The sequence below is a fragment of the Candidatus Avelusimicrobium aviculae genome, assembly GCF_949292495.1.
Taxonomy (GTDB): Bacteria; Elusimicrobiota; Elusimicrobia; order Elusimicrobiales; family Elusimicrobiaceae; genus Avelusimicrobium; species Avelusimicrobium aviculae.
In genome coordinates this window covers 58,938-82,320 of sequence record NZ_CASEZB010000018.1, presented here as the reverse complement: position 1 = coordinate 82,320, position 23,383 = coordinate 58,938, and the positions used below count along the sequence as shown (strand labels likewise).

Sequence of the window (23,383 nt, the reverse complement as noted above, 5' to 3'; positions counted from 1 at the left end):
TTATAATGAAGGCATAAATTGTTTCACGGATACCTCTCCCGTAATAGTTACAACTTGTCCTTTTTTTATTGGAATAAAGCCGCAAGCGGCGGACGCGGCAGAGCCGGCGGCGCCTTGGAAGTAAACCTGTGCGTTATCAAATTTCATTTCTGTATTTGCATTACTGTTTGAAGAAATAATAAGCACCCACCCGTTTGAGGGGGCAGTATATCCGCTATTTATGGATACCTTGGCGGACAAATTTGGAAAGCCAATTCGGCCATTTTGAACTAAACTATCTGTTTGTTGTGCCAAGCCATCCACTTTCGCCAAATCATTATAATCCACCGTGTGAAACGTATTTTGCGGGGTTAGGCTCAAGATACGGCCCGTACTGTCTCGCGCTACGGAAAAGGCAAAACAAACATTTCTTGCGGCTGTTCCAAAATAAAAAAGGTTGTCTTGTTCGTTATAAACATAACCCCCTTTCTGTAATGCCACGGAAGAGGTTGCCCCGTTAATATAAATTTCCGTTCTTAATATATCACCAATCAGTTCCGGGATTAAAACGGTGGATATTGTGGTAGGCGCGGATTTCAATGTTCCGTCGGTATTTCTGCCGTTGGTCCGCAAACACTCCACCCCGGGCAAAATAAACGGTACGCTTCCGATAAACCCAAACCCGTTAAATACTTGGTCTATGGAGGTTATTTGCGTACTAACCCCGGTAATTAGCGCAATAGGAAAAGATAAGCCGGATATAGTTAGACTTCCGCCGTCATAGCGTTGTACCACGTTGCTGGTCGTGTCATAAAAAGTAACAGAAGTACCTACCAAAGAGGTCCCGCTGTACATGGAATTGACATTGTATGCTTTCAGCTTATTATCGCTGGGGGAATAAAGCAATACGCACTTGGTTGACAAAGAAGCCCCCCCTATTACCGATGATGAAACATCATTTGCAAGTGTAACGCTGTCAAAAACCCCGGGACCGTTTGGCACATACACTTTGCTTCCCGCTTTAAGCGTCAGCGTGCCTTCCGATAACACTAAATTGATATCCTGCGGGATTTTGGTTAGGCAGTTGGTTATTTTATTTTGAATGTCCGCCAAAGAAGCCGAAGAAGCCGCCGCCTGCGCGCTTTGCGCGGCGGATTGGGCGGAACCCTGCGCCGACTGGCTGGAAGACTGCGCGCTTTGCGCGTTGGTTTGGGCGGTTTGCGCGTTTGTCTGCGCCGTTTGGGCGGCATTTACCGCCTGCTGGGTTTGGGTGGCTACCGTTTGCGCCAACCCTTGAACGGAGTTCTTTTCCTGCTGGCAGGTTTGGGCGTAATTTTGCGCCGCGGAAGAAAAATCCTCCGCCTGTTCCTGCGCTTCTTGCGCCGCTTCTTTGGCTGCCTGTGCTTGGGAAACATATACAGACAGGCTATCTTGCGCCTCTTGGGCCTGTTGCTTGGCCTGGGAGGCAGTCTGCGCGGCGGCTTGCGCGTTTTGATTGGCCTGCAACGACGTTTCCAACGCTTCTTGGGATACTTCCTGCGCTTGGTCTTTTAAATTTGTAATAGTGGCAAGGTAAGCGGCAGCGTCCGTATCCGCCGTCTGGGTTTGGATGGGAAATTTAAGCGTGCGGGACAGTTCTTCCGCCAATTCCTGCTCGCGCATGACGGCTAGGTCGTGTGCGTCCTCCCAGGTTTGCAAATCCAAGGTTTGTTGGCGTTTGGTATCAAACTCTTGGGTAAGGGGAGTCATGCGCTGAAGTACAATATATTCCCCCGTTACGGGCGCGGGCTGATTTTCTTCCTTAAGGGGGTACTCTACTTCTTTTTCTTCCATATCCACGTAGAAGCCGGAAGAGACCATTTCGGCTTTTCCGTCCGTACCTACGCGCCATAGGCGCAGGTCCTGTGCGTTAAAGAGCGGAAAGGTAAAGGGCCACGTCGTGCGCTGGCCGTCCCCCGGGTAAATGTGTTTGGTGTGGGTGTTGGTAACAGTCATAATAAAACCTCATAAAAAATAAACATCACGTAAGTTTTTTAAAGCCGCCAGTTTGGAGGAATAATCCCCCGGCAAAGAAAACACGGCGTATTTAAAGTCTTCAGATTCTTCGGTATTTAAGCCTTCCTTTCGGCACAAACGCTGGGCGGCAGAATACAACAAATTGCGCGAGCGGGCGTCTTCCCCCGCCAAAAGGCCGGCGCGTTCTTTCATTAAGAGCAAATAGTCGCTCCCGCTAATCTCCCCCTTTTCCAAAGCTTGGGCCAAGCCGTTCTCTTTAAAATCCGGCTCAGCCAGTTGTTTGTAAAAACGGTTGTAAACAGCGGGGTTAGACTTCCGGCCCGGAGAAGCAACCGCTTTGCGCACGGCGGCGGTTAGGTGTTTATCTTCTTGCGGAAACAATTCCGCCAAAGAATACAAGCCCCGGCTTACTGATTTTTGGTCTCCTGTTTGAGCGCTTTGCAGTATACCGCCCAATAAAGAAGCTTTCTGTTTTTGCAGGCGCGCTTTTTCCGCCCCGGCCATAGATTCTAATTCCAACCGGGTTTCCTGCTGTACGCCGGGCGGCAAATTGCGGCTGGCACCAAAAGAAAGATCCTCTATTTCTTTATCCGTCCACCCTGCGGGATTTTTCCCTTCCCGAAGCGCCTGGGTAAACACCTCCTGCGCGGCCCGCCGCCCGGCCGCCGCCTGGAGCCGTTGGCGAGCCCCCTGCCCCGCCTGAGGGGATAAATAATTTTCAAAACGGGCCAGCATTTGCGCGGCCTGCGGGGTCTGCCCCTCGGCTAAAGCGGCGTTTATATTATTGCCCACCGCCTGCGCATATAAAAAGCTTTTGGCGGGGGAGGAGGAAAAATTTTTTTCCATCAATTTTTCTAATTCTTCCGGGGTGGAGGCCAACGGCGCCACCGCCTGCGCCAAAACCAGCTTTTCATTTTGCGTTTGTTGGCGTTCCCGGCGGGTGGCCTCCTGTTTTGCTTGCTCCAGCGCGCCGGTTAACACATGCTCCGCTTCAGTGGATAAAACGGTCTCATTCTGTTTTTCCATCGGGTTTGGCGAACGATTCTGCTTGTATTGGGCTATTTCTTCTCCCGCGCGGTTTAATAAGGCGGCGGCGCCGCCAAGCGCTTTGATATTTCCTTCCAAACGGGTATATTGGTTCTCATCAAAAGCGGCCCTTGACGGGATAAACACCTGCCCGCCGGCGGCTTGGGTAACACGCAATGATTTTTGTTTTTCATAAACGGGTACTTTCATAGGCCCTCCTAGTAAGAAAATACGTTAAACAAGCGCTGTAAATATTGGCTTAAAAAACTGCCGGACAAGCGCGAACTTAAACTGCGGTATTGGGACGCTTCATCCCGCTTGGCTTGCACCCCCAATAGAGCCGACAGGTTGTTTTCATACAATTCGTCCGCCGTGTTTTGCCGGAGAGTTTGCTGGTCTGTAAGTAAGTTCCAGCGGCTGTCCTGCATGATTTGCTGCACCGTGGCGGACTGCCCCAGCCCATTGGCCGCAAACGCCGCTTTCTGCGCGCTTTGCGCGGCCGTATATTCCTGTTGCAGGCGGGCGCTTTCCTGCGCGGCGGAACGGAAAATATATTCCGCCTGCCGCTTGGAAGCGGCCTCTTGCAATGCGGCTTGTTTGTCTGCCGCCTGGGCCATGGCGCGGTAATATTCCCGCTCAGACTTATTTTTCCCCGCCACGGATAACGCCCCCGTTACTAACGCGCCTCCTAAATTAACTGCTCCTCCCATAATTTTATTTCCTCCTAAATATGAATAATTGAAAAGGCTCTCCCCGCACATTCACCTCCGGCCCGGCTGAGTGTCCCCCCAACGCTTGGGCAAAACGCACAGCCGCCGGGTAGCGCAAATCTATGTAATTGTAAAGTACGGGATATAACGCCCAAAAATACTTTAATGCCGCCCGCGCCGCTTTAAAAAAACCCACCGGGTATTTTTCCACTCCCCTCGCAGTAACCAACCAAACGCAGGCGCTGAATCCCAATAAACCGTCCGGCGTGACGCCCGCTAGCGCCACCGCTTTTCCGCGGGCGCATACCGTTACGTTGGCCGCCCCGGCACGGGCAAAACGTTCCAACAGCGGCGCGTCCGCCCGGCCGTGCGTGGCTTGCAGCTCTTGGCGGTCCAGGCGGCGCATACGGCGTGACACGCGGTAAAAATCAGCTTTACAAGAACGGCGCAAACTAATATCATTTGTAATAGTAAAAGTTCGCTTTTGCTGTATTTTTAAATAAGGAGATTTTATGGCTCTTATCATCGCAATACTGGCCTTTTTAATTTTGGCCGCTTTGGTATATGTAGTGTTTTTCCTAATCTTTAAATTAGGTTGGGTAATAGCCGGTAAAAAAAGAAACAAATGGCCGCTTATCTTGGCGGGTTTGGCTACGGTTGTATTATTTGCCATAGCTATTATTTCCATTATGCTGGGCGTAAACAAATACGTCATGCCCTTTATGGAGTTGGTAGATAAAACCATGCAAAAGACGGAAATCACCACCGGCATCCGCCCCTATACGGATCCTAAATACGGTTTCACCATCAATCTGTTTGGCGGGACGGAAATGTCCAAATGGATTGAGATAGACAGCGAACAAAGCATAGCGGCGGCTTTTGATACCAACGCGGGCGCCATTATTAAAAAGAACCAGGGCCAGCAGAACAATAAAGCCCAAACTCCCATTTCCGGCTTTGTGGCGTATATACAGAAAGACAAGCCTTTGGCCAACGTTCAAGAATACTTGCAAGAGCAAGCAAACGAAATAGCAGAAAAACAAAGTCAGCAGTTTCAGCTAACGGCGGAGCCGGATTTTTCCGTCCCCAATACGGTATTTTTACAAGGGAAAGGAGAAAGCCAAAACGGCATGCCTGTTACCGTTTATATAACCTTTGCCGCCCAAGATGACTTAAGATACATCGTTGTAGGTTTTGTGGTAGGAAACCCGGCATACCAACAAATGGTAAAAGACGAAATACGCAGCTTCCGCCCCGCCGGCATGCCGGCAGCCCCGCTGCCGTATAACGCGGCTTTTACCGTGCCCGACCGGGAAATACCGGCCGCGCTTCCGCAAGCCGCAAATTAAATAAGCTGTTTTTCAGGGCCCTTGGTTAAAACCAGGGCCCTTTTTATTTAGCAGGATTTTACAATAATGTTTAACAGCGTAACGGGAAGAGGATCGGTTTGTTTAAAAACAATCCCCTTCAAAAACCCGTGGCTGGAAGAGAACACTTTTTCACAAAGCGTGTCCTGCAAAGCGGGAGCTTTACCGTCCGGCGTTTGAGGGGCATAAACCAACTCGTCCAGCTTGCCTTCCTCGGCCCCGGCAAAACCGCCGCGGCTGTCCGCCAATAAAAAGCAGACTCCGGCAGCCCGGCGTTTACGGTCGCGCGAAGTACCGTCCGTTAAGCTTAATTCAGCGGGCAGGGTAGCCAGCTCGGCCTCATAACTAAGCCCCACATGCAGCGTTTTTGCCGCAAAAGGAAGCGTAATAGCACCGTCTTGCACCGTAAACGGGCCGGCGGGGTTTCCGTCAGCCAACGCGTATACCTCCTGCCCTTCTAAATGCGCCAGCCCGCTAAACTCCGTATGGCCGCTGGTACCCGGAAAAGATACGCACGCATCCAAAAATATTTGGTCCTGCGGGTTTTTGGTGGCCAAACGCGGGGCTAATTTCTCTATAAAAACCCCGCCGGCACGTTCTACGGCAAACCACATGGCGTCATACCCGCCGGCAGGCAAATTACACAAGCTGATTACCTTGCCCTGCGTTTCCTGCCGGGCCCAAGCGCAAATGTTTTGCCCGGGCAGATAGGTTAAACAGAGCAGGGTGCCGTCCCCCATTAAACACCAAACCAAGGTGTCCGGCTCCTGCTGAAAAGCGAGGGCTTTTACCTCACGGTTAAAAAATAAATGACGGGCAAGCAGGGTTAAATCGTCCCCGGCGTAAGCGTCGGTAGAATAATCATACACAAAATCCCGCACGGCGCTTCCGCGCGCCTGCACAAAAAGCACCCTTCCACCCGCCGCCAAAGCGGGAACAGAGCTGCTGCCGCGCTCGCTCTGCTGAACGGCGGTTACATTATACGCGCTAAACGCCCCGGCAGAAGAGACCGTCCACTCGCTGCCGGAAGTAAAAACAAATAATTTGCCGCACACCGCCACGGAACGAATGGAGTTAAGGCTTCTCCCGTTTAAATTGATGCTAAATCCGTCCGCCTGCTGCTGGGTGCGCAAATGCCCGAAATCCTCATACTTGGAAATTTTAGAAAACCACAGTGTCTGCGGCTCACTTGCGGTACAGGCAAAACCCAGGCGGTCCTGATAAAAAAACACGCACGCCGGGTAACCCGCACGCTGGCTGAAACTGCCTTGCGCCCAGCGGGAAGTCCACTCCTCCCCCGCCGCCTGCTGGAGAACTTCCACCCCCATTTTACGCGCGCTGACGTAAGAGGTCAGTTTTACTATGGATTGCTGGATAAAACTGTCGCTCCACATTTCATACTGCAGGTTGCCCGTGATACTTTCCCCCCGTAAACGCAATAAGTAAAGTTGGGAGGACTCTTCCAAATTGCCAAACTCGTTTAAATTGTCGCCGTCTTCCTCGCGGGAGAAATGTTTCACGCCGCGCCAGCTGAGGCCGCCGTCGGTAGATTTTTCCAACACGGCGGTTCCGCTCCAATTTCCGGAAGTTTTAAAACGCCAATCGCCCCCGCTTTTAAGTTGTTGGGAAGCGCCGTTATAGGCAATAATACCGCAAACATATTGGCTTTCTACTTCATGGGATAAGCTGAAAACCCCTCCCACGTGGTCCGGAAAGAAAAAATCAAAATCACTCTCCAGCATAAAACTTTGGGTGGCGCCGGGCACAATACTCCCCGCATTGGCCCCGCCGGATAACTGGTACACGGCAGTTTCACTGGGGGAAGCAAAGATGTCTTCTAAATATTCCAGCTTCAGTTCGGCGCCGTTATAATCTCCGCCGTTTGCTTGGGGGGAAGTAATGGTAACCACCCCGCCCAAATTAACCGCGCTGAACCCCTCTCCCCCGTAAGTGGTATTAAAACGATTCACCATCGCCTGGATATTGCAGTTGTATTCATTATCTAAATAGAAGCCTTCCCCCCTAAAAAAAGCCCGTATGGCATAATGGCTGTACACTTTAGGCTGAAAAGATACGCTGGCGGCTACTCCTTCCACGGTAATTTCTCCGCTTTGTTCCAACAGGCGCATTTTGAGGGTTTCATCCGTATTAGACGCCATAAACGGCCCGCCGGTAAAAGAAACTGCCTCAAAGGTAAAATCATTAGGCCCGGAGCGGGAAAATTTATATACGGGATATTTTCCATGCGCCAAATACATTGTTTGGTTGTATTGGGCGTACTGCAGCTGGGCTACATCATATTGGCTGTAGGGGGTAGCCACTTCCCAAGGAGATCCGTCCTCCTCCAGCAACGGGCCGGCGGGCGTATGCACCCGCAAATATTTATCCCCCATTTCCAAAACATATGTTTCATTATCGCCCAAGACAAAAGGCAGCAGGCGAACGGATTTATCCGTATATTTGGCCGCGGCCACAAAAACGCTGCCCGGCCGGTTAGAGGCCCCTCCCTGCGGGTGGATAATGATGTTTTTAGCCGTCTTTAACCAAGAAGAAAAAACACTTCCGTCCGCCCGGGCGGCCGCGTGCGGGCTGATTTCCCCCCCGCTAAAAGCCGGCTGCAAATGATGATATACCATTAGCGCGCCTCCATAAAAACACTTTCCGCCGGGGGAATTTGAAATTCCTCAGACATATTGCTGCGCCGGGCTTCTTCCAAACTTTGGGCATAGCGGGTAAGCAATAGGCGAGACAAGGCCTCATCCCCCGTTAACGTAAGCGCCAAATCCGCCGCCAGCGCCAAAGAAAACGCTTTTACAAAAGCCGGGTCAAACTGGGTGGCATCCTGCACGTCGCGGGTATATTCCGCCACGGCCTGGGGGGCCGGGGTTTGTATGGCGCGCTGGTTAATGCGCCGGCGGTATACCTCTTTAAACTCAAAAGGCTTGCGCCCGCTTTCTCCCGCAAATACTTTGCGCACAAACAGCCCGTCCGCCGGATATTGATATAAATACGGATAAGCGGGGGCGGAAGGGTCTTCCAACAGCACGAGGGGCTCCCTCACCAAAGCAAAAGCCCAGTTATGGGTGCGTAAAACTTCCGCCTTTACCGGTTCATAAAATAAATGGATACGGCGGGCACGTTCATCATCTTGGGTTAAGGAAGATATCCCCTCTTGCCCTAAATGAGCTAAAGCCAAATTGCAAATGTCAATTTTAGATACCATTTTTATGCTCCATTTTAATTTTATTTAAATTTTAAATATTTTTATTTTTAGTAATATTTTTAAATCATATGTTTAAATGCAATTTTCCATTTTAATAATAAATATATTTTTAGTATTATTTTTAAAATTATTTATTTTTTAAATATTTTTATTTTTAATATTATTTTTTATTCAAAAATAATAACACAAAACAAAATATTAAATTTAACAAATATTTTAAAAATACTTAAAATTTAAATATATTTAAAATTAAATATATTTTTATAAATATTTTTTCATAAAAAAACACAAAGATACAGTTTTTATTTTTTGCGGGGATATTTTCTCCCCTTTTCCTTTCATAAGGCATTGATAATAATATAAAAATATTATTTTTTATCAACAATCCCACCTAAAAGCCATTGTTGCGCTCTGCAGACACCGGATAGCAGAGAGGATTCCCTCCTGTTAGCGTTCTTCATGAAACAAAAACCTCTTCTCCCTAATAAAAGGCGAGGAAAGCAAGGATATTTTCCCTCTAGACAAGGCTTTCTTGCTCGCACTGGTTCCCCCAGAACCGTCCACATAGCTTTAGAAATACTTTTATAGCGTATTTTAAGGCTTTAAAAAGCTTATTTTGAGCAAAAATGCCTTAAATTTCAACGTTTTTAGCAACGGTATTCTGTTATCTACCCCCAAATCAAGCCTGCAAATTCAAAAAGCGGTTTTTTTACCGTTTTCCCTTTTTGACGCAAGGCCATTTACTTATTACAATCCTGTTTAACGGAAAACGAACCTACAAAAGGACACCTGCTGCCCACACTAATTTCTTATGCTTTTATTTTATTTTGCCCCGCGGGCGGGGCGGGGCCTATTCCCCGCCCCGCACATTCGGGCGCGGTTACAGGTCTACCATATCCGTTAAAAACGCGGATATCTTGCCTGCCGTGCCGCTTCCGGTTACAGTGTATTTCACGCGCAAGTAGCGCTGGGCCCCGGCCGGAACCGGCGCTTTTAACAGCACCGCGTTCTGTACCAGCCCTTCCCCGGCACTGCTTACGCTTAACAACACCTTGGAGGAAGAAAACCCTTCATTATCCGCCGTTTCCAGCGCGGCGGTCAGTTGGGTAACGCCGGAAAAAGTTTCATCCACTTTTACCACGGCGTATAAACCGGCGCGCGCGTCCCCCGCGGCGCCTTGGTCCACCGTGTGGGTGGAGGCGGTCGTGGCGCTTACGGCCTGCTTATCAGAAAATACGGCATTTTGATCCAGTAACATAAAACCTCCTTATTTCACCAAGTTTTCCGTATCGGTAATGGCATCGCATACATGTACGGGGATTTCGTTAAACGTCATGAGCGGGCGGGAGGTTATCTGATCCGGCGTGTACTGCACGTTGGTTTTGTTGCTGGTCAACTTTCTTAAAGCCGCTTTTACGGTGCGGTTCATATACCAAACGGGCTTGCCCATAGCCAAACTTTGGATGCGCTCTTCCAACTCGCACATTTTGTCAATCAGGTCAGCGGGCGGGTTGGTAACGTCAATATTGCACACACGTCCGGCGTAACGCCAATCCTGCACGGCAAGACCCAGTTTCCACTCAAAATATTCCTTATAGGCGGGGTATTCGTTGCCTTCCGCGTCTACGTGGTTTACCAACCCGTGGTCCACACGCTGTATACCCGCTTTGCTGCCTTTGGGGAAGAAAGTGAAAATTTTGTCCGTATCCCATACCACTAAATAAATGGAGGAGTTTTGCCCTTCCTTCTCACTTCCGCCGTCAATCACGTTACGGGAGCTTTCCGCGTCAGACAGTTCACTGTAACGCGCGGCCAGCCCGGTAAAGCGTTCCGGGTGTTCCCCGGCGTTGCCGTAAATGAGGTTGGACGCCATGGAATTGGACATCCCGGCAATAATCGCCTTGGACTGCCCTTCCCGCACCGCCTGGACGTGCCCTCCCTTTTCCGCGATTAATTTATCCACCACGCTGTAAGCGGAAAGCGTGCCATAGGTCTCCACCACTACTTTGGTGGTGGCTTTGGAAGGCTCTATGCCTTGGTAAGCGCGGCGCCAGGTTCCTTCCGGAATGCCGGTGCGTACCGCGTATTCATGGCCGGAATCCAGGCTGGATTCACGTACCAACGCATCGCCTATGATTTCGTTGGATTTGCTTAACACTTCCGCGATAGCCAGTTCCTGGCCGGAAGGGTCAAACTGTTTGGCATAATCCACTAAGCCGTAGTTTTTGTCTGCTATGATAGCCATATACTCTCCTTAACTTAATTAGAGCCGTACAACGCTTCGGCAAAGGTTTTATCCCCGCTGGAGGCTTCTTTCCCCCCTAAGCTGGAATCCTCCGCCGTCGCACGGCCGATTTGGCAAAACGTATTTACTATTACCGGGTGATTGCCCAGCCCCGTTTCCTGCAAAAGCCGGCGCAACGGCTCCCCCCCAAACTGGTCCGCCGCGCGTACGGCGAGGGCCAGTTCCTGCTCGTAACGGGCGCCCAGCATTTCTTTGCTGGCGTCCGCCCAGCCTTGCAAAATTTCCTGGTGTTTGGCTTGCTGTGTGCGCCCCAAAGCCTGCGCTTGGGCAAATTCCCAATCCACCAACCGCTGGGCCGCCTGCGGGGGCAGGGCTAATTCTTTGGCTAATTGTTTAAACCCGTCCAAAAGCTCTTGCGGGGCTTGGGATTCGTCCGGCAGTTTTAAGTCATCATAAGAAGCGGGGGCTTGGGTTTGTACACCGTCAGAGGCGGGCTGAGCGGCGGGCGGCGGGGTTGCTTCCTGCGCCGCAGGCTGGGCCGGCTCCGCTTCCGGGGCGGCAGGCCCCGGCTGGGGGGCGGGAAACGTATCTTTATTTTCCGCGGTAACATTGTTAGGGGTTGTCATTTTCTTCTTCCTCCTGGGTTTGGCGGCGGGCACGCTGGGCGGCTTCGCTCTCCAGCCGCATACGCATAAAAGCGCCGGGGTCCGCCCGCCATATTTCTTCCATCAGCCACACGCCTATGCTTTGTTGTCCGCAAATATAGGCGGTGGAGTAAGGGTCCCGCACGCAAAAGGCGTTTTCCGCACAGCGGGCCGCGCATAAAATGCGCCATAATACGCGCCGCGCGGAGACATTTTGCAGCAGGGAACGCAAGTCCTGGTCGTTTTGTTGCTGTGTATTGGTTTTCATAAAGGGAAGGAAGTAACCTCCGGGGCGGTTTTTCCTTTCCGCCTGGGGGCCCGCTCGGTAATTTAAGGCGCGGCCGCCCGGCTTTGGTGGGTTGCATGGGTAAGGAGAAAGCCCCCTTCCCCGGAAGGACGAACTTCCCCCCCCCTTGCGCGGGCCGTGCGGTAATTTAAGACGCGCCCGCGTAAGGATTTTTCTTCTTTTCTCTTTGGAATTTAATGAGGCAGGCTGCCGGCGGCACCCGCGCCGGAAAGGGCGGCTTGCTGTTGGGCGCGTTCTGCGCGCAGGGATTGGGCTTCCTCGCGCGTTCTTAAAATACCGGGGGGCACCCCCAGCATATCTAAGCCTTGTTCCAGAGCGGCGTCAAAATCCACCCGGTCCAATACTTCCGGCTTGGCCTGCGCCAAGGAAGACGCATACGCCATAGCCTGCGATACGGCCGCCATACCCGCCGCTTTTTGGGCTTGGGCAATCATGCTGACATAACTTACGCCAATATCCAGCCCTTGTACGCTTTGCGGCGGATTAGGCAGCGCTCCCCGGCGCAGCAAAATGGCGTAGGAACGTTCCACCAGCGGGTCCAGCAATTCGTTTTTAAGCCGCTCCAACACCGGGCCTAATACCAGGAGTTTTTCCTGGTGGCGTTCCGCCACTTCGGCCGCGGTCATGTTGGAATAATTCTGCGCGCTGAGCATAACAAACACATCGGCAAAAAATTGGGATTTAATGGTGTTTTTTACTTTTTCTATGCTGTTTTCCAAAGAGGCCATATCCACCTGTACCTGATAGGCGGGTTTCACGGCGGCGTCCGTCGCGCCGCTGTAACGCGTCAGCCCGCCGGGAAGCAGGTTTACTTCCCCTTGCACTCCAGAAGACACCATCATGGGTGGATTGGTGTTTTTATCCAAAGCCACCAATTTGGTCTTTTGCATTTTTTGCAGCATTTTAACATCGCCCAGGCATTTCCAGCCGGGGCCTTTGCCGTACACGTCGGACGTGTTTTTTACTTCCCAGCGGGCGGCTATGACGGGGAATTCCCAATATCCCCCCTCTTTTAAAACCTCCCCCTGCGGGGTAAAGTACACGGAACGGTACGGCATATGCGCGTTGTCTTTATAGCGGGAATCCTGCTGCGGGTTAGGCACAATTAAATGACGCACTTTATGCCAAGCGCTGCCGCGCCCGTCTTTTACCGCTTGGGCTACGCTAAGCGGCAAACGCTCCACGCCAAATTTATCGGCCATTTGGCGGGCGGTTAAAAAGAATTCCCGGCCAAAAGAGTTGATGCGTCCGTCCCCGTCCGCTCCCAGTACGTATTCCCCCGCCGTGAACAAGCGGCAGCGCAGCACGTCCTGCAAGTCCTCTTCCAGCAACATGGCGGCTGTGCCAAAAACGGCAATTTCCTGATAGAAACCGTGCAGCGCCGCATAGATATTGGAAGAGGCAAAGGCTTCTTCCAAGCGGGTTTTAACGGCATGGCTCCATTCTTTGGCGCCGGGAAGCCGGCGGGCGGACTCGGGAGAGATTTCCAGCTCAAACCAACTGCGTGAAGGGCTGGTAAGCCCGGATATCATTCCCGCGCATAATACTTCCACCGCTAACAGCGGGTCCGAATCAATCAGTTTGCGGTGGTCTATTTTGTGGCCGCGGTTGGGTTCATCCCCCTCAAAGAAACCGCGGGTAGGGGCTAAATAGGCGCCCAGTTCTTTCCACGCGCTGCGCCAGGAGGCAGCCTCGCGCGAAAGGTCATCATATATCCGGCAATAATTGGGTTGTTTGTTGTTCATACGTCACCTGTAATAAAAACGTGGATGGGAAAGGAAAGAATTTACTGCTATAATGTAAGAACGGAGGCAGATTATGACGGGACTGATTATTATTGCGGTATTTGCGGTAATGCTGGGTTTCCCCGGGTTTTACATTATTACCCGCAAAATATTTCCAAAAGGAAGCAAAAAAACGGCTGCGCTGATATGCGCGTTGCTGACGGCGGCACTGGTGGGGCTGATGTTTTACCTGCTGGCCACTGCGCCGCAAAGCCTGTAAAGGGAAAAGAAGATTTTTATTCACCCCGCCTGCCGGCGGGTTTTTTATGGTTAAAAAGCAGGAGATTTTTGCTAATAAATATTACTAAAAAGGATTATATAAAATATAACCTTTTTTGTCAAGTATTTTTTAAAAAAACCATACGCGCCCGTCGCAGCCAAGCAAACGGGTAAACTCTGGTTTTTTATGCCACATCAATAATTTTTGAGGATGCCGGCAATCACGGGAATGACAGGGAATATTAAACAAATCCTTTTTTGAGGATTTTACATATCCGTCCCACAAAAAGAAATCCAGGCTATATTCCTCATAAACAGACAGGGTAATAACCGGAGAGGACTCTTTTTTTAATAAAAAAGGTAAATTGCCGGGTAAAGAACGGTTTACATGGCCGGAGCCGGTATATACAAAAACGTAAGCTTCCGGACCAATGGTTTGCCGTAAGAACGCTAACCGTTTAGCCCATACTTGATTGCGGTGCTCCATTCCCCAAAGAGAGCGTGCCAACCGATACTCATATTCCGTATCAGACGGCAGGCGCATGTCAAAATATCCCTCTTTAAAAGCTTGCTGCGCCTGGTATTGAAATTCCTGCCAATCTTCCAGCCCTACTAAAATAACCCCCTGTTTTAACAAAGCCTGAAACGGACCAAACATGTCCGCGGATATATTATCCCGAAAAGCCTCTAATTCTTCAGGAGTGCGGATAAACAAACGCTCTTGCCCGACGTCGTCGCGCGTGTTTATAAACTCCGTAGCAAAATAAACCGGCGCGTTTGGGTGCCGGCGGGAAAAATTTGCCACAAACCCGGCCACTTCTTCCACAATAGGCGTATGGCCGTGCATTTCCCCTAAAAATATCCAGCGGGAAGAAAAATCAAACAGTTTATCATAGGCAATGGGGCGGCGGTCAAATAGATACCCTTTTACCGCCTTACGAACAGCCGCTTGGTTTTGCGTGAAAACTTTCCATTGGTTCATCCAGCGTATGCGCAACAGGGAACGAATATAATTATCCCGCGCGGCCCGTGCTATGCCGTAAAATTCTCTTTCTAAACTGAGGTTTTGCAAAGAACGGCCCAAAATGGAACGGCCTACGGCCTCGTTTTCTCTGCCAAGCAAGTCTTCAAAAAAATCTACCTCATAGACTCGGCCCGGCACATGCGCAAACTCCGGCCGAACAGCGCCCACCCTCACTACTTTTTGAGCGGATTTAACAATATTTTTTTGCGCGTATACCGGGCAGGCTAAACAACCCGCGCACCAAAGGCTTATAAGCAGTTTATTTTTCATGTTTCAATCCTTTAGGCATTTCCCCCGGCACCATATGCACGGTAACGGACAAATCAAACCCTATCCATTTTTTATATTTTTCATCTAAAAGAAACGTAATAAGTTTGGAGTTTTTGTTTTTGGCAAAACTCTGGTAAATACTACCCGGTATAGACATATAATTAAAAAGAGGTTTGAAAACCGGTTTCATGTCCGGCAAATCAAAGTCAATAATAAAAGATTTTTCCTCCCCTATTAATGCGGGCAAGTTGCGGTAATAGGAAGCATCCACATGAGATCCCCCCGCATACACAATAAACAATGCGTTGGGGTGTTTTTTCATTAACGAGCGCACCACATGGGCCCAGGCTTCATTGCGGCGGGCCGTACCGTCCATCCGCTCGGCAAACTTGGTATGAAACGTTTCCTTGCACAAACTGTTTACCAACGGCTGGTTTTCTACCCCCACAATATTCATTTTTAGTTCATGAGCCTTTTTCCACACCGAAGCGCCGTAGACTTTGCTTAGCCATTTGGGCAGCCACCGGCCTGGCTGTAAAACATAACAATCAGAGAAAAATTCCGTAAGCAAATAGATTTCTTTTTTCGGGTGGAGAGAGGAAACCTGTTCCAATACGTTTACGATTTCTTTTTGTATTTTGGTGGAATAATGCGTTTCCCCCAGATACAAAACTTTTACGTCCTGCGGAATATAATCTAAATAATTAATAGAACCATAATGGATGTTTACGTCCAAATTACGCGCTATTTCAAACGAATTTTTCTTAAAATAATCCAGCCGGGCACGCCACACCAATTTTTCCAACATATTTACCTGGTTGTTGCGGGCAATCAAATAACGTTCCTCCGGGCTCACGTTGGCGGAAGGCGGAAGCTTTACTTCGTCAAAATACCAACTATTATTGATTATCTGTAATTCTTTCTCTGAAAAAAGAGTGTTTATGTCCATTATATACGAAGGAAGCACGGACGCCCTTAAAGGAACGGCCGGATCTACGGCAAGCGAACGGCCGGAAAGCGTGCGCCATTTTTTAATTTTGCTAAGTTGCTTGGCCTTTTTGGCTTTATGGATGCGCAAATCTTTTAATGTATAGTATTTGGGCCGCACACCCCAAACGCCGGAACCAAGACTCTTTTTCAAATTTCCCCGTTGGGCAAAAACGCCATTAAAAGAAATAACCAACAATAGAGCGCATAAAATAAATTTAAACATAGCAGTCTTCATTCTCTCGCAAAAAATTTGGAGCCATGCAACAAAACTCCTGGCAGGTTTTCTACTGCGGATTATGCACAGTAACAGATAAATCAAATCCAATCAGCTTTTTATATTTTCCGTTTTGGGTAAGCGTTAACAATTTATAATTTTTATTTTTCAAAAATTCTTGTTCCAACTCTTCCGGAACCCCTATATAGTTAAAAACCGGATTATAAGCGGCTTTGGTGCCCGGCACGTCAAAACTAATGATGTAGGATTTTTTCTCCCCTACCAAAGCCGGAAGATTACGGGTAAAAGAAGCATCCGTATGTGCCCCGCCGGCATATACCACAAACAAGGCGTCCGGTTCTTTTTCCATGAAAGGACGCATATGCTGAACCCAACGCTCATTGCGGCGGGCAGTGGCATCCATATAAACGTCAAACCTTTCGGCATTGTTCGGATTATTCAAATCATTCCACAAAGGGGCATTTTCAACTCCCACAACAGGTATTCCCAGTTCATGGGCATATTCCCAAACCACCCCGCCGTAACTTCTGCTTACTTCCCCCGGCACCGGGCCGTTGGCTATATAAACCGTATCCGCCAAAAACTCCGTAAATAAAATGATTTTTCTTTGGGGCCACCGCGTACGCAGTTGATATAAAATATCCATTACTTCTTCTTTGATGGAGGGAACAAAGTGGTTTTCCCCCAAATACAAGAAACGTACGTCCTGCGGAATATAATTTAAGTAATTAATCGCTTCCCGCTGTACTTTGATACGTAAATTATCCGCTATCGGGTCTATGTTTTTTCTGACAAAATCCAACCGTTTTGCCCAAACCAATTTTTCCAGGGCATTTACCCGCTTGTTGCGAATATGAAGATATTTTTCCTTCGCGGTCATATCCGCGCGGGGAGCGGGCGGCATTTTATCAAAATAAGCGCTGTTGTTTATGATAAAGCGGTCTTCCTCAGATAACAAAGAATTTATATCTAATGAATAAGCGGGCAAAGCGCCGCCCGCCACAGGCACGGAAGGGTGAACAGGCGCTTTAGGGGCTGCGCGCAACGGTTTTTTGCGCGCGTTTTGAAAGGCTGATTGGGCACGGACGGCCCGCGTATTTCCCAATGTGTTTTGCAAGCCTTTTTTAACGGCCGGAAGCGTTTTTTTAATAACCGGCTGGCCAAAGGACGGCTGAAAGCAAACCGCCGCTATAAGCACGCCAAATAAAAATTTATACATATACGCCCCCTTGTTTAAGGATGCACATACACCAACACATCCGCCCCCAACAAACGGCGGTATTTCGCGTTTTTAAGTTCTGTAACGGCTATGGTTTTTTTATCAAACAGAAAATCTTCTTTAAACAAATCCGCGAAAGCGGGGTTTAATGTATCGTCCCCCAAGATATCAAATAAAAACACCTGGGAAGGATAACTCTTTAACATAAAAGGCAGATTTTCTAAATATTTATAAGAAGAATGCCCAAACCCCGTATATACAAAAAATACGGCATCCGGGTTTTGTAAAACGGCGGCCTGTATCGTATTTGCCCAGGATTTATTGCGTATATACTGCCCTATTAAAGATAAAGAGCCGCGTCTGAAATTAGGGTCTGGCACACGCAGTTCCTGCGCCAATTCTTTCAAACCGCGAAACGGTTCCAACCCTAAAACTTTCACGCCCTTTTGCTGTAAACGCAATAATACGGAAAGATACGTCCAAGACATTTTCTTCCCTTTCAACACCACCCCTCGGTAAAAACCGTAATTGGGTTCATCCGGATAATTCATCTCTAAAAATTCCGTCAGCAAATATACTTTTTTATGCGGATGAGCCTTGCGGTATTGCAACACCAGCTGTTCTATTTGTTTGCGGATATTAGCCACGTAATGGCGCTCCCCTAAAAAAATAATTTTGGCGGAAGGGTTAATTAACGGCATATAATCCACGCGATACGCCGCCGGGTGAATATCCAAACTGGCTAATATATTCGTCCGCTCACGCCGATACCAAGCCACTCTTTCTTTAAATAATCTTTTAGAAGCTTTAATACGGCTTTCGTTGGCTTTTTTAAGCATCGTATACCCCAACGGCGGCAATTTGAAATCCTCTAAAGAAAAATCCAGCGTGCGGTTCAACTCTTCCGGGGAACGGAATGTTTTATGTTGCAAATCAGAAACCTTTTTCACCATCCGTATCATATATTGTCCTTCCGAAGAGGGAGTCTCCACAATATATTTTTTATCCAGCAAAACCCGTTTTATTTTGGAACCGGAAGGTTTCATGGACTGCGCATACAGCCCCGGCCCCAAACTGAAGATTAAAATAATAAAAAATAAATATCTCATACTATATAATTTAGCCTTTTTATAAGAGAGCCACAAGGGCCAAAGGTCCTATACGTCCCGTCAATAAGACCTACAACCTATAACACGCCATAATCACTGCGGGCAAATTCCGCCCCCATGGCGCTGCGGGCCCGTACCGGGAAAGCAAACGTAAGGGCCAGCGCGTCCCCTAAATCGGGCGAGCGTCCACAGCGTTCTTTTATTTTGTCTTTGCTTTCCAAACGCATTTTGCCGGAAGGGTCAAAATCATACTGGGGAACGCACAAATCCGCTTTTAAAGCGGGGGCTTTGGGCAAAGCCCCGCCGCTTTGCAGCCACTGGGCCATTTCCCCCCACATTTCCGCCCGTTTATTGGCGTAACGCCCCTCCTGCAAAGGAGTGGAGCCAAAAGGCACCTCCGTTACCGTAAAGCCCAGCTGGCGCAGGCGGTCTATCACCCCGCTGCCGCAGCCGGCGTCTATAAACACGGCGTCAGGGCGGAAAGATTCTATGGTCTGCGCCACACGGGCCGCCAAAGCCATATTGTCTATATGACAAAAAACCTGCGGCTCAAACGCCTGCAAACCCTGGCGGCAAAAAATAACGCTGCGGTCATCTCCAAAGCGGGCCGGGTCCACCCCCACTATCCGCGGCGCGCCCGCCAGCTGGGAAGCGCCATAACCGCGCGCCTGCGCCTGCAAAACCAAATCCACCGCAATAAGCGCGTTGTCCGACGAGGCCGAGAAATCACACAAATACTCCTGCCGAAAGATATTGGCGGGCGTACTTTGGCGGATGTTTTCCAATTCCGTTTTGGAAATAACCCCGCTCTCATCCGCCGGATACACCCCGCACCACCACTCCAGCGGACAAAGCGCGGCCTGCTTTTGCGCAAAAAGAAATAAATCATAAAACGCGTTTTGCCCTTTGGGCGTGCCGGTAAATACCGCCCAGCCCGCGCGGGAAAGAAGCATTGGCCGGATAATTTCCTCAAACAAACCGGGTTTAATTTGGGCGTATTCGTCCAAGGCGACGCCGTCCGCGTAGGTGCCGCGCAAGGCGTCCGGGTTATCGGCCCCGGCCACCCAAATTTTAGCGCCCGTCGGCAAAGAAACGCACAGTTCCGCCTCGTTTAACTTTACGCCGGGCAACGGGGCCGTGTAGCGTTTAAAATAATCCCAGGCAATCAGTTTGGCCTGTTTTAAAAAAGGCGCCACATAAAAATAACGGGCGTTAGAAAGCGGGTTAACCAATGCGCTTTTTAGCATATGGTTCACCGTACACACCGTTTTGCCCATTTGCCGGTGGGTAACCAACACGCAAAAACGGTGGGTTTCTAAATTGGGGTGGATTTCCGTTTGCGGATAACGCGGGGCATACGGTATAACCGCCTGCAAACAGCCCGCCAATGCATGTCCGCGCCGCATTATTTTTCCCACCGTACCACTAAAGCCTTGGGCTGGGAGCAAGCCTCTTCTTTAGCATCTTGCCATCCCAGTAAGTTTTTGGCCGTGAATACCGCAAAAGAGGCCGAATAGTTACCCCGCAGGCTGTTTTGGATAAGGATATCGCTTTGCAAATCGCGCGCTTTATCGGCCGCTTGGGCAAAAGCGGGGTATTTTTCTTCCCATTTTTTTAACATGTGGCGGGTGGTGCCCAAGGTTTTGGCAAACGCTTCAAAGGTGGGCAGTTCACAGGCGGTTTCCACAAGGGAAATAGTGCCGTCTTTTTTTTGAACTTCGGTGATTTTAAAAGGAGCAATATCAAAAAAAGCCAATAAGCGGGAAGGATACTCCTCATTATATGGCACACAAGAAGATATTTTTTTACGTGTTTTTGCAATTTTGGAAGCAGGCATAGGAAACCCCTGGAAAAAGTGTAGAGTAAACAGAAAAAGGAATTTCCAAAAAGAAAAGAAAAAACTTACAAACGCGTTTGCATTTGTAAGTTATTTATTTATTATATCAAAAAAAATGATATCTGTCAAATTTTATCCAAGGTTTCGTTAATACGTAATAAAAAAGCACGGTTGCTAGCGCAAGGCCCTAAACGCCGGGCCTCTTGCTCAAAAATCCGGTTAAATGCGCTGCATTCTTCCCGTTCCGGCAAAGCGTCTGTTTGCAGGAAAAGAGCGTTCTGCCGCTTAAAAAACCGGTTATAAACTTCAATCAACCGTTTAAGCGGGGCGTCTTGAGACAAACAAAACAATTCCCCCTCTTTTTGGTACAGCTGCGCCCCGGCCCAGTCAGCACGGGCATACAGGATATTTTCAAAATCTATTCTATCCACCGCACACCGCCTTTTGCACGCAACTCAACAATAAAAAAGAAAATAAAAAAGGGCCCGGCCGGGCCCTTTTTGGAAAGGTTTTTAATTAGTGCCAGCCAAATAAAAACGGCGGTATTAAAAGCAACATGGAAAGCACGGCTAATACAATTTGCAGCGGCACATTCCATTTGGCCCATTTCAGCCACGGAATTCCCGCCATACCTATTGCCGCCATAGTAACGGGGGCGGTGGGGATAATGGCATTGGTCCAGCCTTCGCCAAATTGGTAAGCCAAAATGGCAATTTGCGGGTTTACGCCAATGATGTCCGCCAGCGGAATCATGACCGGCATGGTCAAAACCGCCTGGCCGGAACCGGACGCCACAAAAAAGTTAATAAACGAGTGCGCCCAAAACATTCCTTCCGCCGCCATCAGCGGGTTCATATGTCCGATGCACTGGGCAATGCCGTACAGCACCGTGTCCAAAATGCGTCCGTCCGCCGCTATCACCACAATCGCCCGCGCCAAAGCCAGCATAATGGAAACGCTTACCATGCTGCGCGCGCCGTCTATCACCGCGTCCGTGGTTTGGTTCAGGCTCAGTTTACCCACCACCGCGCATACCAAACCCACGCCTAAAAACAGACCGGATATTTCTATAATATACCAGTGATACAGGGCCACCCCCGCCACCAGCCAAACCATACCGGCCGCAAAAATAAACATAATCAGCAAATGCCGCCAGGTAAACTTGGGCTTTTCCAACACGTTTAAATGCAAACTCTTGCGTTTTTGCTGGTCAATATCGTAGGTAATGCTTTTTTTGGGGTTTTTGCGCACGCGTTCCCCATACCAAGTAACAAAAGCGATAACCACCGCCGTACAAATTCCCCAAACTAACACACGGTATCCCATGCCGGAATACAACGGCAGCTGCGCTATCCCCTGGGAAATGCCCACCGTAAACGGATTCATAAAGGCCGAGCCAAACCCCACCCACGCCCCTAAAAAGGGAATGCTTACCCCCACCGCCGTATCATATCCCAAAGACAACGCCAGCGGAATAAACAGGGGAATAAAAATAAGGGTTTCCTCTTCCATGCCAAAAACCGCCCCACCCAAGGAAAACAACAGCATACTGGCGGGAATAAAGAATTTTTTTAAACGGTCTTTTTTGGAAAAAAGATAGCTGGTGCCTAAAATAACGGCATTTACCGTGCCGGTACGCTCAATAATGGTAAAAATGGCCCCGGTAATGAAGATGAAGATGATAATGTCTGAACAATCGCCAAAGCCCTTGGCGGGAGCTGTTAACAGCGCGCCGATGCCTTGGGGGGCCGGATCCACCCGGTGGTAAGAACCGGCTACCGTATAGGTGCGTCCGTCTTTTTGCACGGTGTCATACTGGCCGGCGGGAAGAATATACGTTAAAGCGGACACTATAATCATGATAGAGAAAATAAGGCCGTAAATATTGATAGAAAAACCTTTCTGCATTTATATATTATAGTTTATTTCCGCCCTTTCCCTCTATACAAAGCCACGTACTACCATTTTTTTAAATCATGCCATATTCCCCCAACGCATACGCCCAACAGCAAAATACATACTATTTTATAGCCATACATCATAAATAACCCTATTAAAAAGTCAGTAAAGTTATACCAGCCGAACAGCCCGGTTTGCCCGTATAAGGTGGGTCCGTCTTTACAAACTAATATAACTTTACTAACAAAATCACTCATTTTTTGCTATAATAATAGTAAGTAACATTCGGGTGAATGCGTATTACTGCAGTTATTAAGCCTACACGCCGCCAGGCCGCGGCGCCGATTCTAAAGCAGAACCGCTTAATAAACTAGGTAGGTAAATGAGTGAAAACCGCGGGGGAGGCTCCCCGCCAGTTAAGAAGTTACCCTCTTAACATTTGTTAGTATAGTAAATTCTGTTAGCATTTGTCAAGCGTTTTTATCGCCGCAACAGAAATTTTTTGGGAGGGGCCATATGAACCAATTTGAAAAACAACTAGAAAAATGGAACAACGGCGTTTTACGCGGCGCGCAGGCTAAATTGGCCCGGATATTAAAAGTATCCACCGCCACCGTGGCTTTATGGACTACCGGAAAAAGAAACCCCTCTAAAGGCTATATAGAACAAATGGCGGGGCTTTTTCAAACGGCTCCCCACACCTTGCGTAAAATGCTGCAAATGCCGGCAGCTCCCATTGCTTATCCGGAAGCGGCTGTCGCGCAAAGCCATACTTTACGTGAAAACGCGAATGAAGGGCAATATATCCCCCGCCCGGCGTTATCCGCCCAAAGCAACAGCATCGCCCTGCCGTTACTGGGGTCTATTCCTTCCGGGGATAATCCTTATGAAGACGGTGATGTATTAGAATGGTGGACATTGCCCCGCCAGCGTACGCAAGGGGCCAAATTTCTGTTTAAACTGCCGGGTACCCGCCAAATAGCGGCCATAAAACCGGGGGAAAACCCGGGTTGTTTTAGCCAGTGTGTGGTTTTGCTTAAAAACGGCGCTTACGTACTGGCAAACGTTTCGGCTGATGGAGAGTGGCAGCTCCCACAAAACGGCCCAGCGCAATCGTTTGCCGAGCCGGAAAAAGTAATCGGTTCCGCCGTATTTGTTATTACGGAAAATCAGCCGGCAAATAACTATTGATTTTAGCCGTAAATCCATTATACTATCAGTAATCCCAAGATGTATATGGGGTACAGGTATTTGACAGAAAAGCGCACGTAAACCCAGCT

22 protein-coding genes are annotated in these 23,383 nt (G+C 49.1%); 3 read left to right on the top strand and 19 right to left on the bottom strand.

The genetic code is table 11. The annotated features are described in order from the left end of the window. From ACQY33_RS04765 to ACQY33_RS04750, 4 genes are read right to left on the bottom strand one after another with little or no spacing between them, the layout of a single operon-like run. A complete protein-coding gene (locus tag ACQY33_RS04765) occupies window positions 1-1,974 on the bottom strand; it encodes a hypothetical protein (RefSeq protein WP_428074463.1) in 1,974 nt (657 codons plus the stop codon). A gap of 9 nt (window positions 1,975-1,983) precedes the next feature. Then, on the bottom strand, window positions 1,984-3,231 hold the full coding sequence (locus ACQY33_RS04760) for a hypothetical protein (RefSeq protein ID WP_428074461.1): 1,248 nt from the start codon (window positions 3,229-3,231) through the stop codon (window positions 1,984-1,986). An 8-nt stretch (window positions 3,232-3,239) separates the two neighbouring features. Further along, window positions 3,240-3,731 carry a virion core protein, T7 gp14 family gene (locus ACQY33_RS04755; protein WP_428074459.1) on the bottom strand — a complete coding sequence of 164 codons (492 nt, stop codon included), beginning with the start codon at window positions 3,729-3,731 and terminating at the stop codon, window positions 3,240-3,242. Window positions 3,732-3,735: 4 nt separating this feature from the next. Beyond that, window positions 3,736-4,257: a hypothetical protein gene (locus ACQY33_RS04750; RefSeq protein ID WP_428074457.1), complete on the bottom strand. Its 522-nt coding sequence runs from the start codon at window positions 4,255-4,257 to the stop codon at window positions 3,736-3,738. Between ACQY33_RS04750 and ACQY33_RS04745 the strand changes: the two genes are divergently transcribed. Continuing rightward, a complete protein-coding gene (locus ACQY33_RS04745; protein WP_428074455.1) occupies window positions 4,244-5,080 on the top strand; it encodes a hypothetical protein in 837 nt (278 codons plus the stop codon). The two genes, ACQY33_RS04750 and ACQY33_RS04745, sit on opposite strands and share 14 nt — an antisense overlap. 47 nt (window positions 5,081-5,127) lie before the next feature. Here ACQY33_RS04745 and ACQY33_RS04740 read toward each other — a convergent pair whose 3' ends face one another. The 7 genes from ACQY33_RS04740 to ACQY33_RS04710 all read right to left on the bottom strand — a co-directional run bounded on the left by ACQY33_RS04740 (window position 5,128) and on the right by ACQY33_RS04710 (window position 13,262). Next, window positions 5,128-7,734 carry a hypothetical protein gene (locus ACQY33_RS04740; protein WP_428074453.1) on the bottom strand — a complete coding sequence of 869 codons (2,607 nt, stop codon included), beginning with the start codon at window positions 7,732-7,734 and terminating at the stop codon, window positions 5,128-5,130. Further along, complete coding sequence (locus ACQY33_RS04735) at window positions 7,734-8,321, bottom strand: hypothetical protein (RefSeq protein ID WP_428074451.1); 588 nt, start codon at window positions 8,319-8,321, stop codon at window positions 7,734-7,736. Before ACQY33_RS04735 ends, ACQY33_RS04740 begins: the two co-directional genes overlap by 1 nt. An 880-nt stretch (window positions 8,322-9,201) precedes the next feature. Continuing rightward, window positions 9,202-9,579, bottom strand: a complete 378-nt coding sequence (locus tag ACQY33_RS04730; RefSeq protein ID WP_428074449.1) for a Bbp16 family capsid cement protein — start codon at window positions 9,577-9,579, stop codon at window positions 9,202-9,204. 9 nt (window positions 9,580-9,588) lie between these two features. Beyond that, window positions 9,589-10,566 (bottom strand): major capsid protein, encoded by a 978-nt coding sequence (locus ACQY33_RS04725; RefSeq protein WP_428074447.1) that lies wholly within the window; start codon window positions 10,564-10,566, stop codon window positions 9,589-9,591. A 14-nt stretch (window positions 10,567-10,580) separates the two neighbouring features. Continuing rightward, window positions 10,581-11,192 (bottom strand): hypothetical protein, encoded by a 612-nt coding sequence (locus ACQY33_RS04720; RefSeq protein WP_428074445.1) that lies wholly within the window; start codon window positions 11,190-11,192, stop codon window positions 10,581-10,583. Continuing rightward, a complete protein-coding gene (locus ACQY33_RS04715) occupies window positions 11,179-11,478 on the bottom strand; it encodes a hypothetical protein (RefSeq protein WP_428074443.1) in 300 nt (99 codons plus the stop codon). The genes ACQY33_RS04720 and ACQY33_RS04715 overlap by 14 nt, the downstream gene beginning before the upstream one ends. 212 nt (window positions 11,479-11,690) lie before the next feature. Beyond that, a complete protein-coding gene (locus ACQY33_RS04710) occupies window positions 11,691-13,262 on the bottom strand; it encodes a portal protein (RefSeq protein WP_428074441.1) in 1,572 nt (523 codons plus the stop codon). 73 nt (window positions 13,263-13,335) lie between these two features. Here ACQY33_RS04710 and ACQY33_RS04705 point away from each other — a divergent pair, with 73 nt between their 5' ends. After that, window positions 13,336-13,521 (top strand): hypothetical protein, encoded by a 186-nt coding sequence (locus ACQY33_RS04705; protein ID WP_428074439.1) that lies wholly within the window; start codon window positions 13,336-13,338, stop codon window positions 13,519-13,521. A 129-nt stretch (window positions 13,522-13,650) separates the two neighbouring features. Here the strand turns inward: ACQY33_RS04705 and ACQY33_RS04700 are convergent, their stop codons facing one another. The 8 genes from ACQY33_RS04700 to ACQY33_RS04665 all read right to left on the bottom strand — a co-directional run bounded on the left by ACQY33_RS04700 (window position 13,651) and on the right by ACQY33_RS04665 (window position 22,112). Beyond that, the gene (locus tag ACQY33_RS04700) at window positions 13,651-14,814 is read right to left on the bottom strand and encodes a hypothetical protein (RefSeq protein WP_428074437.1); all 1,164 of its coding nucleotides are present in this window, start codon (window positions 14,812-14,814) and stop codon (window positions 13,651-13,653) included. Continuing rightward, on the bottom strand, window positions 14,804-16,027 hold the full coding sequence (locus ACQY33_RS04695; protein ID WP_428074435.1) for a hypothetical protein: 1,224 nt from the start codon (window positions 16,025-16,027) through the stop codon (window positions 14,804-14,806). Before ACQY33_RS04695 ends, ACQY33_RS04700 begins: the two co-directional genes overlap by 11 nt. Window positions 16,028-16,088: 61 nt before the next feature. Further along, complete coding sequence (locus ACQY33_RS04690) at window positions 16,089-17,258, bottom strand: hypothetical protein (RefSeq protein WP_428074433.1); 1,170 nt, start codon at window positions 17,256-17,258, stop codon at window positions 16,089-16,091. 14 nt (window positions 17,259-17,272) lie between these two features. Then, complete coding sequence (locus ACQY33_RS04685; RefSeq protein ID WP_428074431.1) at window positions 17,273-18,367, bottom strand: hypothetical protein; 1,095 nt, start codon at window positions 18,365-18,367, stop codon at window positions 17,273-17,275. A gap of 77 nt (window positions 18,368-18,444) precedes the next feature. Then, window positions 18,445-19,773, bottom strand: a complete 1,329-nt coding sequence (locus ACQY33_RS04680) for a terminase large subunit domain-containing protein (RefSeq protein ID WP_428074429.1) — start codon at window positions 19,771-19,773, stop codon at window positions 18,445-18,447. Then, window positions 19,773-20,204, bottom strand: a complete 432-nt coding sequence (locus ACQY33_RS04675; RefSeq protein WP_428074427.1) for a hypothetical protein — start codon at window positions 20,202-20,204, stop codon at window positions 19,773-19,775. The genes ACQY33_RS04680 and ACQY33_RS04675 overlap by 1 nt, the downstream gene beginning before the upstream one ends. 125 nt (window positions 20,205-20,329) lie before the next feature. Beyond that, window positions 20,330-20,635 (bottom strand): hypothetical protein, encoded by a 306-nt coding sequence (locus ACQY33_RS04670; RefSeq protein WP_428074425.1) that lies wholly within the window; start codon window positions 20,633-20,635, stop codon window positions 20,330-20,332. Window positions 20,636-20,720: 85 nt separating this feature from the next. Continuing rightward, on the bottom strand, window positions 20,721-22,112 hold the full coding sequence (locus ACQY33_RS04665) for a YfcC family protein (protein WP_428074423.1): 1,392 nt from the start codon (window positions 22,110-22,112) through the stop codon (window positions 20,721-20,723). Window positions 22,113-22,619: 507 nt separating this feature from the next. Here ACQY33_RS04665 and ACQY33_RS04660 point away from each other — a divergent pair. Beyond that, window positions 22,620-23,294, top strand: coding sequence for a helix-turn-helix domain-containing protein (locus ACQY33_RS04660; RefSeq protein ID WP_428074421.1), 675 nt, complete (start codon window positions 22,620-22,622; stop codon window positions 23,292-23,294). The last annotated feature ends 89 nt before the right edge of the window (window positions 23,295-23,383 follow it).